Source organism: Candidatus Poribacteria bacterium (assembly GCA_021162805.1).
Taxonomy (GTDB): domain Bacteria; phylum Poribacteria; class WGA-4E; order B28-G17; family B28-G17; genus JAGGXZ01.
Map to the genome: position 1 here is coordinate 1 of JAGGXZ010000001.1, position 11,011 is coordinate 11,011.

11 protein-coding genes are annotated in these 11,011 nt (G+C 52.8%); 9 read left to right on the forward strand and 2 right to left on the reverse strand.

Annotated elements, in window-relative coordinates; translation table 11 throughout:
* Positions 1-218: 218 nt before the first annotated feature.
* The 9 genes from J7M22_00005 (at position 219) to nikR (ending at position 9,445) form a co-directional block, all read left to right on the forward strand.
* A complete protein-coding gene (locus J7M22_00005; protein MCD6504978.1) occupies positions 219-1,352 on the forward strand; it encodes a hypothetical protein in 1,134 nt (377 codons plus the stop codon).
* A 4-nt stretch (positions 1,353-1,356) separates the two neighbouring features.
* Positions 1,357-2,013: a hypothetical protein gene (locus J7M22_00010; GenBank protein MCD6504979.1), complete on the forward strand. Its 657-nt coding sequence runs from the start codon at positions 1,357-1,359 to the stop codon at positions 2,011-2,013.
* A complete protein-coding gene (locus J7M22_00015; GenBank protein MCD6504980.1) occupies positions 2,010-2,807 on the forward strand; it encodes a hypothetical protein in 798 nt (265 codons plus the stop codon). The genes J7M22_00010 and J7M22_00015 overlap by 4 nt, the downstream gene beginning before the upstream one ends.
* Positions 2,808-3,440: a hypothetical protein gene (locus J7M22_00020; protein ID MCD6504981.1), complete on the forward strand. Its 633-nt coding sequence runs from the start codon at positions 2,808-2,810 to the stop codon at positions 3,438-3,440. It abuts the gene before it with no gap.
* Between the two features lie 12 nt (positions 3,441-3,452).
* Complete coding sequence (locus J7M22_00025; GenBank protein ID MCD6504982.1) at positions 3,453-3,623, forward strand: hypothetical protein; 171 nt, start codon at positions 3,453-3,455, stop codon at positions 3,621-3,623.
* Between the two features lie 172 nt (positions 3,624-3,795).
* Complete coding sequence (gene pcrA / locus J7M22_00030) at positions 3,796-5,943, forward strand: DNA helicase PcrA (GenBank protein MCD6504983.1); 2,148 nt, start codon at positions 3,796-3,798, stop codon at positions 5,941-5,943.
* A 60-nt stretch (positions 5,944-6,003) separates the two neighbouring features.
* Positions 6,004-6,864 (forward strand): DUF58 domain-containing protein, encoded by an 861-nt coding sequence (locus J7M22_00035; protein ID MCD6504984.1) that lies wholly within the window; start codon positions 6,004-6,006, stop codon positions 6,862-6,864.
* Positions 6,865-7,077: 213 nt separating this feature from the next.
* Positions 7,078-9,018 (forward strand): ADP-ribosylglycohydrolase family protein, encoded by a 1,941-nt coding sequence (locus J7M22_00040; GenBank protein ID MCD6504985.1) that lies wholly within the window; start codon positions 7,078-7,080, stop codon positions 9,016-9,018.
* A 13-nt stretch (positions 9,019-9,031) separates the two neighbouring features.
* Entirely contained in the window at positions 9,032-9,445 is a 414-nt protein-coding gene (gene nikR / locus J7M22_00045; GenBank protein MCD6504986.1) for a nickel-responsive transcriptional regulator NikR, read from the forward strand.
* 5 nt (positions 9,446-9,450) lie between these two features.
* Here the strand turns inward: nikR and J7M22_00050 are convergent, their stop codons facing one another.
* Both J7M22_00050 and istB read right to left on the reverse strand, forming a co-directional pair.
* Positions 9,451-9,999 carry a hypothetical protein gene (locus J7M22_00050; protein MCD6504987.1) on the reverse strand — a complete coding sequence of 183 codons (549 nt, stop codon included), beginning with the start codon at positions 9,997-9,999 and terminating at the stop codon, positions 9,451-9,453.
* Positions 10,000-10,101: 102 nt separating this feature from the next.
* On the reverse strand, positions 10,102-10,866 hold the full coding sequence (istB, locus tag J7M22_00055) for an IS21-like element helper ATPase IstB (GenBank protein ID MCD6504988.1): 765 nt from the start codon (positions 10,864-10,866) through the stop codon (positions 10,102-10,104).
* Between the last annotated feature and the right edge of the window lie 145 nt (positions 10,867-11,011).

The window sequence follows — 11,011 nt, forward strand, 5'->3', positions numbered from 1 at the left end:
GATTAAAGGAAAGAGAGGTGATAAAGGTAGAAGGATAGGGATGAGAAGATGAAAAGATTTGATTCTTTTTCGGCCTTTGGTGCTGGGAGGGGAGATTTTACCTTTATCAAAGCGTTGAAAAGCCCTGGTTTATCCCCTGTCAATCTTGAAGTGTAATGCGATGATGTGATATACTTGTCCTCAGCAATCCGCCGTTTAAATCGATGGAGGTTGAGGAGATGTGGAAGATAACGGTATATACAATCTGGATCATCCTCCTCATCCCGCCTATAGCAGCTTTGGCCATATCTCCACCTCAGCAGGTCACATTGAAGGACGCTCCTAACGACTCCGGAAATAGGGTGGTAATTTCCTGGAAGCCGGTTAAGGACACGGCCGGATACAACATCCTCCGCTCCGAATCTCCCTCAGGCGAATTTAAGCCCATCCTGGATAAGCCCCTCTCATCCGAAAAAAACACCTATATTGACGAGACGGTCAGGCCGAATAAGTCCTACTACTACATCTTGGTTGCTCTGGATGGAAAAGGAGGGGAGTCGAGATCGGCGGTGGTAGGACCTGTAAAGCCCACGGGCGAATGGTTTCACACGGGAAGGATATGGGTTTTGGTCGGTTTAGTTGTCCTCTCCGCCGTTATCCTGGTGAGCCTCTATACGGCGCATCCGGATATGAGGATACGAAAGATCCCAGGACTGGAGGCGGTGGACGAGGCGATAGGCAGGGCGACGGAGATGGGCAGGCCGGTTCTCTATGTTCTGGGGTTATCCGGAGCGGGAAGTTTAACCACCATCGCATCGATGAACATACTCGCGCAGGTCGCACGGAGATGCGCCGAATATGAGACGAGGCTTCTGGTGCCGTGTTTCGATCCGGTCGTTATGAACATCGTCAGGGAGATCGTTCGGAACTCCTACTCACAGGTCGGAAGGCCGGATCGATATGTCGAAAGCGATGTTTTCTTCCTATCCGATATGCAGTTCGCGTATGCGGCAGCTGTTGACGGAATAATGGCGCGGGAGAGGCCGGGGGCTGTGTTTCTACAGGGGTATTTCTACGCCGAATCGCTCATCCTGGCCGAGACAGCCAATACGGTAGGCGCGATCCAGATCGCCGGAACCACCTCCGATGCCCAGCTACCTTTCTTTATAGCCGCCTGTGATTACACCTTAATAGGGGAGGAGATGTTCGCCGCAAGCGCGTACCTGTCCAAGGAGCCCAAGCTTTTAGGGACGGTGCGAGGGCAGGACATCGGGAAGCTCATCCTCATGGCGATGCTCATTCTGGGGCTCATCTCGGAGATGTTGGGTTTTCACTGGGCGACGGAGTTCTTCAACATAGCCAAGACGAGGTGAAGGGATGAGACAGAGAATACCGCTTCTGATCTGCTTCATATGCGGCATGGCGATGGCTATCCAGTTCTTCATCCCCCATCAGTACTCCCAAGCGCTTTACGAGGAGATGGTCAACTGGTTGAGGGTGATAGCGGTCTTCGGGTTTGTGATAGGACTGGGAACGCTTTTGGGAATCCACACCAGAAGGATAAGACGTGGAGGGCCTAACGCCTTCTACAGCTCCGTCCTGATAGCCGGCTTGGTGGGGATGATCATCGCCTGGCTGGCCGATATGAAGGAGGAGAGGTTTTTCGACTGGCTTTTCTATAACGTCCAAGTTCCTTTGGATTCCACCATGTTCTCGCTGTTAGCCTTCTTCATCGTCTCGGCCGCCTACAGGGCGTTCAGAGCTCGAACGTTAGAGGCAACGCTGCTTCTGGTGGCGGCCGTTCTGGTGATGATCGGTAATATCCCGATAGGGAACAACATCTGGGATTGGCTTAAGCTCAAGATGGGATTCCTGCCCGAGGGATTGCCGGTGAAGGTGAAAGACTGGATACTGTTCAACCCGAATATGGCTTCCAGGAGAGCGATATATCTGGGAGTGGGGCTTGGAGGCGTAGCCCAGTCGCTGAAGATAATCCTAGGAATCGAGAGATCGCACTTCGGAGGGGGAGAATGAGGATAAGGTGGTTCATCTACATCTTGGTGGCTTTAGCGGTGGCTGTGCCTATACTTGCGAAGATCTACTTCCCCGTCAAGAGGGTATCGGATTCCACGAGGATGGTCTATGATTACATAGATAAGCTTCCCGAAGGTTCAGTGGTTATCCTCTCCTTCGATTACGGCCCGTCAACCGCCCCGGAACTTCAGCCCGTCGCCGAAGCGGTACTCAGACACTGCTTTAAGAAAAACATAAAGGCGATAGGAATAGCGCTATGGCCCACCGGAAAGCTGCTGGGACAGAAGGCATTTGAGCTCGTCGGGAAAGAGATGGGGAAAAAATATGGGGAGGATTACGTCTACCTAGGCTACAGGGCGGGGTTCTCGACCGTCATGCTCCAGATGGGCGAGAGGATCGGTAAGGTGTTCGATACGGATTATAAAAAGAGGCCGATCTCACAGTTCCCTCTGATGAAGAGGGTGAGGAACTATAGGGATGTGGACCTACTGGTCGATCTTGCGGCTGGCGACAGCGTTGAGGCGTGGATAACCTATGCATACACCAAGTTCGATCAGAAATTAGCGGCAGCGGTGACGATGGTGATCGTCTCACAGCTCTATCCTTACATCCAGGCTCAGCAGCTCGTCGGGGTGATCCCCGGGATGCTCGGCGCTGCCGAATATGAGAAGCTCATCGATCATCCGGGCTTCGGAATGCTCGGTCTCAGCATACAGTCTATCGCCCACGTCCTGGTCATCCTGCTTGTGGTGATCGGGAACGTGGAGTTCTTCCTGGCGAGAAGGAGGAGATAGATGGGGATATGGATAGCGGCTTTGCTTACGCTCTGCATATATAGCTTTCTCTATAAAGATAACCCCTTCTATAAATTCGCCGAACACCTTTTCGTAGGTGTGGCAATGGGGTATTCCGCTGTGCTGACCTATAGAGATGGCTTCGTCCCATATGTTTGGAAGTATCTCAAGGCCGGGTTCACAGGCGAGCCGGAGAAACTGACCGTCATACTGCCGGCGATCATCGGCATGTTATTCTTCATGAGGTTCATCCCCAGATTGAGTTGGCTGGTCAGATACCCCATAGCCTTCTCACTGGGGTTGGGAACGGGAATCGCCCTGCCGCTGGCGCTCCAGATGAACATCTACCAACAGATGTACGGAACCATCTCACCCTTCGGGATGTTGGGGAAGCTGAGTCCCTTCCAGATCTTCAACGCCGTTCTCATGGTGATAGGCGTCCTAAGCACGCTGACCTATTTCTTCTTCTCCGCCGAACACAGGGGAGGGATCAGATGGATCTCACGACTCGGCATGATCTTCCTGATGATAGGGTTCGGTTCGGCCTTCGGAAACACGATCATGGGACGTATAGCTATTCTGATCGGCAGAATGCGATTTCTGCTGAGCGATTGGCTCCATCTGGTGAGATAGGAGGGAATAACGGTGAGGGAGATCGAGTCGGACGTTTCATATCGAGCTCACCTGTTTAATCCCGTGAACGGCGATGAGATGGTCGTAGGAGAGGTGAGACCGAACAAACAGGGAAACTGGAAACCACTGTTATCACGGCCGCCCCTCTATCAGGACTGGATTTTGATCTTGGAGATTGCCTAACCATCAGGCATGTGGTAAAATACGATATCATCTTCGGAAATCTAAGGTGGTCGGGCGATGGCGAATTATAGGGTTTCATCTGAGGATCCAAATCTCAGATACTACGGTCCGGGAGCCGTGATAATAGCGGAGGGTGAGGAGAACGAAGATGGCTTTTATTCAGGAGGAGATGATGGATGAAGTTAGGATGATGCTCGATCAGTTGAACCAATCACAGCGCGAGGCCGTTACGCACACCGAAGGTCCCCTGCTGATCCTCTCCGGTGCCGGCAGCGGCAAGACGCGGGTTATAACCTACAGGATCGCTTACCTCATAAAGGCGAAAAAGGTATCCCCCTTTAACATACTTGCCGTCACCTTCACCAACAAGGCCGCCGGTGAGATGAAGGAAAGGCTGGAGAGACTTATAGGATTGCCCGCACGAACGATATGGGTCGGAACCTTTCACTCCACATGTGCAAGGATATTGCGAAGGGAGATCGAGAGATTAGGATATTCCTCCTCATTCACCATATATGATGAGTCGGATCAGATCGGACTCATGAGGGAGGTGATGCGTGAGCTGAACCTTTCGGAGAGGAGATATAATCCACGTTCCATAATCGGCGCCATAAGTCGGGCCAAAAACGAGCTTATCGATTACGACCAATACGCCGCATCGGCTACTGAATACTTCGAGACCATCGTTGCCAAATTATACAAGGAGTATCAATCGAAGCTCAGGGAGAACAACGCCCTCGACTTCGGGGACCTGATCATGCTTTGCGTCAGGCTGTTTGATGAGTGTCCGGACGTGCTCGAGCGATATCAGAACAGATTCAGATACATAATGGTGGACGAGTATCAGGACACCAACTTCGCCCAGTACAGGCTGGTGAACCTATTGGCATCGGCACATCGCAACATCTGCGTCGTCGGAGATGACGACCAGGGGATCTACTCCTGGCGAGGGGCGGATATCAGAAACATACTCGATTTCGAACGGGATTATCCCGAAACGAAGGTGGTTAAGCTTGAACAGAACTACCGCTCAACCCAAAAGATACTCGACGCCGCATACCACGTTATATCCCAAAACAGATATCGCAAGGAGAAGAGACTGTGGACTGAGAACGAGGAGGGGGAAAAGCTCGTGATCTACGAGGCCGAAGACGAGGCCGAGGAGGGAGATTTCATCGCCTCCCAGATCAAGCGTTTGGTGAGCGAAGGGGTGAGGTTCGGCGAGATCGCCATCTTCTACAGGATCAACGCTCAATCGAGAAACCTCGAGGAGGCGATGCGGCGCGCCGGAATCCCCTATACCATCGTGGGAAATGTCAGGTTTTACGATAGGAGAGAGATCAAAGACGTGTTAGCGTATCTGAGGGTGATGGTCAACCGGAACGATTCCGTTAGCCTCCGCAGGATCATAAACGTGCCGCCCAGACGTATCGGCGAAACGAGTATGAGGAGATTGGCCGAGTATGCCGAACGCAATTTCCTGACGCTTTATGAGGCGATGAAGGCCGCTGCAAGGGGAGAAGTGCCTGAAATAGGGAGGGCGCAAAAACCCATAGCAGACTTCATCCAGCTCATGGAATCGTTTGATCTTTCCCTATCTCCCACTCAGATCATACGCGATCTCCTCGAAAGAACGGATTACATAAGCTACCTTCTCCAGGAGAAAACACCTGAGGCCGAAAGCCGGGTCGAAAACGTAAGGGAGCTGCTGTCAGCGACGGAGGAATACGAGGAGAGAACCGATCAGCCGACGCTGACGGGATTTCTGGAGGAGGTTTCCCTGGTGACGGGAGCGGATGAGCTCGGCGAGGAGGATAGGGTCGTCCTGATGACCCTTCACAGCGCTAAAGGTTTGGAGTTCGACGTGGTCTTTATAACCGGAATGGAGGAGGGGCTTTTCCCCCATCAGCGATCCTTCGACAGCGAGGCGGAGCTGGAGGAGGAGAGAAGGCTCTGTTATGTGGGGATAACCAGGGCCAGGAAGTTGGTCTATCTCACCAGGGCGTCCAAGAGAAGGCTCTTCGGCTACGAGATCTACGGCATCCCATCTCGATTTCTGGATGAAATACCGCGTGAGCTCACCCGCACGCTCAAACCCTCCGAGGACACCATCATGAGGGTAATCGCCGAGACGGTGAGGGGTTATCATGATACCGACGGGAAGTTCAAGAAGGGGGAGAGGGTCAGACACCCGAGGTGGGGCGCGGGGACGATCTTAAAGGTCACCGGCAAAGGGGTTGATGTGAGGGTGACCGTTCGTTTCGACTCGGGCGAGGAGAAGACGCTCATGCCTGAATACGCCAGGCTGGAAAGGATCTAGGGCGCAGGTATATCACGCTCCACGCATCACGCCATCCGCAACCAGCTATGGGAGGTTTTCATGGATCTATCCCCCGACCTTCTGAGACGACTTTCGACCTTCCGGCTCAATGTCATTCGCAGGTTCAGCGGCTCGATGAGAGGGCGGCGACGTAGCCCTCACAAAGGGGTGGGAATGGAGTTCGCAGATTACAGGATATACGTTCCGGGGGATGAGCTGAGATATCTGGATTGGAGGGTCTATGCCAGGCTCGATAGACTCTACCTCAGACAATTCACCTTGGAGGAAAGGGTGGATGTCTACCTGATGATAGATATCAGCGGTTCTATGGGATTCGGCAAATTTGAGATGGCGGCCTCGATCGCCGCCGGAACAGCGCACGTAGCGCTTTCCAACTATGACTTCGTCTGGATGATACCCTTCAACAATCGTATCTTGCCCCCGCGAAGGTTCTCCTCCGCTCGAGGTGCTATAGACTTGATGAGAAGGCTTTCCGATTTAAAACCCGGCGGGGATACGGACCTGTTTCGCTCCCTCGCTCAATTCGTCCGCCGTTCCCCGCGTCCTGGTCTACTCTTCCTCATCTCGGATCTGCTGGATCCGAAGGGCTTCTCCGAGCCACTGAAATACCTGCTTTACAACAGGTTCGAGGTGAACGTCATTCAAGTGCTGGCGTCAGAGGAGTTAAATCCCCGCCTATCGGGTGAGCTGAGGCTGGTGGATGTGGAAACAGGCGAGGCAAGGGAGATAACCGCTGACGAGGAGAACCTGAGCGAATACCGGCGTCGGGTTGGGAGGTTTCTCCGAGATATTGAGCGATTCTGCGAAGAGAGACATATAAGATATCTCCTCGCCGAGACGGGAAAACCTCTGGAGAAAGTATTGATCGAAGATCTGCGAAAGGTAAGGATCTTTTTATAAAATGGGATAGGGGGGTACCATCCAGAAGTTGACGTAATATGTTAGAGTAGTATATAATGCAATTGAATTCAATACCGATGCTCACCGCAGCACCTGGAGAAAAATTGATATGAACTCAGAAAAAGGAATTCCGGCTCTGGCAAGATGGATAAGCTTTGGACTTGCCACCTCAGAAACCTCTAGAGGTAAAGAGAAGGAAAGGAGAGGTTGCTCATGGGAAAGGTGATTCTTTCATGGGAGGATTATTGGGATAAGGTCTATGGATGTTGGATGGGTAAGAATTGCGGAGGCACCCTCGGGGCGCCGATGGAGGGAAGAAAAGAGATCCTCGACCTGGACTGGTATCCCAGACTCGAGGAGGGAGGCATACCGAACGACGACCTGGAGATGCAGCTCATATGGCTTGAGGCGATGGAGAAGGAGGGATTCGACCTGGATGCTCAGAAACTGGCCGAGTATTGGCTCAATCATATCTTCTATAACTGGGATGAATATGGGCTGAACAAGACGAATCTCAAAAAGGGACTTAGACCGCCGGTCTCGGGCGTTTTCAACAACTGGTTCAAGAACAGCATGGGCTGTCCGATACGATCTGAGATCTGGGCCTGCCTCGCGCCCGGATGCCCAAACCTAGCGGCGAGATACGCATATCAGGACGCCATCGTGGACCACGCCGGAGGGGAAAGCGTCTACGGCGAGATGTTCTTCGCAGCCGTTGAAAGCGCCGCTTTCCTCATATCGGATAGAGAAAAACTGCTCGATATCGGGCTGAGCATGATACCTCCAGAGTGCCGCACCGCTCAGGCCGTCCAGGACACCAGAAAATGGTTCTCCGAAAATCCGGATTGGAAGGAGATCAGAGGGAAGATACTGGATAAATACGGTCACCCCAACGTCACCGATTCCGTTCAGAACATCGCCTTCACGGTCTTGGGATGGCTGGCTGGGGAGGGGGATTTCGGCAGATCGATATGCACGGCGGTCAACTGCGGATACGATACGGACTGCACAGGAGCCACGTTGGGGGCTATATTAGGCATAATCCTAGGCAGAAAAGGTCTTCCGGAGAAATGGACGAAACCACTGGGGGATGAGATCGCCACCAACGAGTCATGGGGGGGACTTCAGAACTTTACCGCACCGACGAACCTTCAGGAACTGACCGATAGGACGTGCAACATGGGTAGAAAGCTGCTTACCTATTTCGATGCCCCCGTCCTCATAGGCGAGAGGACCGATCTGAGCGAGCTGAGCTCCCTTATCTTCGGTCCGGATGACACGGTCAAATCGCTGTGGCATAAGGACCCCTATCAGGTGGAGTTCAGCCTCAACTCGCTGAACGTCACCCTTGACTATCTGGGTTCCCCAGCCCTGAGGGCCGATATCCCCAAAATGGTCAGCGTGAAACTCCAAAATCCCAACCCCGTTCCCCTGAAGCTGAAGGCCAAGCTGATGGCGCCAAAGGGATTTAAGGTCCGCCCGGCCGGGGAGGAAATGATCTCCATCCCACCCGGGGGAGAGGTATGGCTGGGATATGAGCTTATGGTTAAGCCATCAAAGCTGGAGATAAGCAACAGGGCGATGCTCAACATCGAGCTATCAGATCGTCCTGCTCCTGAGGTGATCCCGATCGTCCTGGTGGGCGCATCGAAATGGCTGATTGTCGGCCCGTTCCCCGATGACGGTTCCTCGCTCGAGAACCTCCTTCCGCCGGAGGAGGAGTTCGATATCGACGGCGTGTGGAAGGGGATCGACGGAAGGATGGTCTCATGGGAGGAGATCTGGTTCGAGGAGAACCAGCTCGATCTGGAGCCGATCTTCAACGGCAGACCCGGCGTGATATTGATGAGACATTATCTCTATTCGCCCGATGATAGGGAGGCCAGGATCGGTTTCCCGACCAACGGCAACGTCAGGGTTAGGCTGAACGGGAGGGAGATAATTCGGGCGGACGATCCGAGCCATATACCCCGTCCCAACTACGGCGGATATCCTCCATATTATGTGAACACAAACCTGAAGGTCGGTTGGAACCTGATCGAGGTTAAGCTGGCCAGGGGGGATAAACCCGTGGAGGCCCATTTCATCCTCTGTGATGTCGGACTTGTGCCCGGATTCGCCGATATATTGGAGTCGAGATTCCCCTGGGATTAGGGAGGGAAGCTAAATGGCCATCGTCAGATTCGGGGTCTCGATGGATGAAAGGCTCCTTCGCCAATTCGATGACCTGATAGAGAGAAAGGGATATGGCAACAGGTCGGAGGCGATAAGGGATCTGATCAGGGATTACATCGTCGAGCAGGAATGGGCCGGGGATGAGGATATGGTGGGCACAGTCACGCTGGTATACGATCATAATGTCCGGGAGATCAACGCCAGGCTCACCCACATTCAGCATGAGCATTACAGGCATATCATCTCCACCCTGCACGTGCATCTCGACAGGGATAACTGTCTCGAAGTGCTGGTGATCAGAGGCAAGGCGAGTTTCATACAGAAGCTGGCTGAGAAGCTGATAAGCACCCGTGGGGTTAAACATGGTAAGCTGACCATGACCACAACCGGTAGGGAGCTTGCTTGACCCATCTACCTGGGAGAGCGCTTCCTCTTTCCCTTCATGCTTAGAGGCTTGAGGTTATCCCATCCGCAGTTGAGACAGAACGCCTCCGTGCTGCTGAGAAATCTGATCTCCCCCCCACATCTGGGGCATTTCGTCATGGTTGATATCCCTTCCATATCTATCTCAAGCCTTTTCTCCTCGACATCCAGGGCGAAGGAATGACCGCACGTGCATATCATCTCCTGTTTGCCGAATCGCTCCAGATATCTTATGATCTTCGCCACGTCCGTGATCCTCACCCTGGGGTTGAATATGGGTCTGCCGCATTTAGGGCATCTAGCGGGAATGAATCCTTTGCCTATGATCTCGTTTCTCTCGCCTATCTCAACCGGCAGGCCTAGGGAATTTGTCACGGCAGTTATGGGATGATTTCCCTTTTCTATCAGCCTCTGAACCAGCTCATCTTTCAGAAGCCCCTTGAAGGTCTCGCCGGTCAACACAACCTGCTGTGGAAGTATACCGAGCGACTGGCTTTTCTGGATATACTCTGCGATCCTATGCCTTAATGCTCCCATAGCGTATTTCATTCTAACACAAGCAAGCGGTCAAAGGCAAGTGAATTTGTTTTTGTCAACCGAAAAGAGGCCCATTTGACAATCGAAAAGGAGTCCACCCCCTCAGGCCTCATTCCTCACCTCTTCCTCCCTCCTCATCCTCTGACGGAACCTATATGACTCTCCGACAAACTCAAGTATATGGGCTCTATACGTCAGCCTGTCCAACAGAGCTCCCGTCAACCGCTCATCTCCAAATACTCCCGACCAATCGGCGAATCTCAGGTTGCTCGTCACTATCATTGCCACCCTCTCATACAACGCGGAGCAGAACTGGAAGACCAACTGTGATCCCACTTCGCTAAATGGGATAAAGCCCAACTCGTCCAGGATGATAAGATGATGCTTCACCACCGTGGAGAGGAACTTGCCCAGCCTGTGATCATCCTGTGCCTGTATAAGATCATTCACCAGCCCTGCAGCGTTGTAAAAGCGAACCTTATACCCTCCCCTACATGCCTCCAATCCCAATCCTATCGCTATGTGACTCTTGCCTACCCCCGGTGGGCCTATCATGATGATGGGCTCAGCCTTTTGAATGTAGCCTCCCTGTGCCAATTGCAACACTTTCCCCTTGTTCAACGAAGGGATGGCTGTAAAGTCGAAATCACCTAACTCCTTCATCACTGGGAATCGGGCTGCCTTGATCCTCTTATCCTGCCGGTTCCTCTCCCTCTGGGCCACCTCCTGTTCTGCCAGAGCTAACAGAAACCTCCCATAGCTTAAGTTCCCTCTTGCTGCATCCTCACTGAAGCTTCGCCAATTGGCCTGGAAGGTCGGTAGCTTCAACTGTTTCAGGTAGCTATCCAGAAGCATATCTTCGCTCATTCATCTCCTCCTTCCAATAACAGATCATACTTGCCCAAATCAACTGGATGATCCCCTATCCCAATAAGCTGGGGATGTGAATCCAACCCCACAGGCTCTATCTCCCTCTGCGGCCTCTTTAGCTGATTCAGGCACAGCTTAACCC

What these genes read in the sequence shown, in the direction of transcription:
- pcrA (MCD6504983.1), top strand. Translation starts at nt 3,796, where the DNA reads ATGGATGAAGTTAGGATGATGCTCGATCAGTTGAACCAATCACAGCGC.
- J7M22_00050 (MCD6504987.1), bottom strand. Translation starts at nt 9,999, where the DNA reads ATGGGAGCATTAAGGCATAGGATCGCAGAGTATATCCAGAAAAGCCAG.
- J7M22_00015 (MCD6504980.1), top strand. Translation starts at nt 2,010, where the DNA reads ATGAGGATAAGGTGGTTCATCTACATCTTGGTGGCTTTAGCGGTGGCT.
- istB (MCD6504988.1), bottom strand. Translation starts at nt 10,866, where the DNA reads ATGAGCGAAGATATGCTTCTGGATAGCTACCTGAAACAGTTGAAGCTA.
- J7M22_00010 (MCD6504979.1), top strand. Translation starts at nt 1,357, where the DNA reads ATGAGACAGAGAATACCGCTTCTGATCTGCTTCATATGCGGCATGGCG.
- nikR (MCD6504986.1), top strand. Translation starts at nt 9,032, where the DNA reads ATGGCCATCGTCAGATTCGGGGTCTCGATGGATGAAAGGCTCCTTCGC.
- J7M22_00020 (MCD6504981.1), top strand. Translation starts at nt 2,808, where the DNA reads ATGGGGATATGGATAGCGGCTTTGCTTACGCTCTGCATATATAGCTTT.
- J7M22_00035 (MCD6504984.1), top strand. Translation starts at nt 6,004, where the DNA reads ATGGATCTATCCCCCGACCTTCTGAGACGACTTTCGACCTTCCGGCTC.
- J7M22_00040 (MCD6504985.1), top strand. Translation starts at nt 7,078, where the DNA reads ATGGGAAAGGTGATTCTTTCATGGGAGGATTATTGGGATAAGGTCTAT.
- J7M22_00005 (MCD6504978.1), top strand. Translation starts at nt 219, where the DNA reads ATGTGGAAGATAACGGTATATACAATCTGGATCATCCTCCTCATCCCG.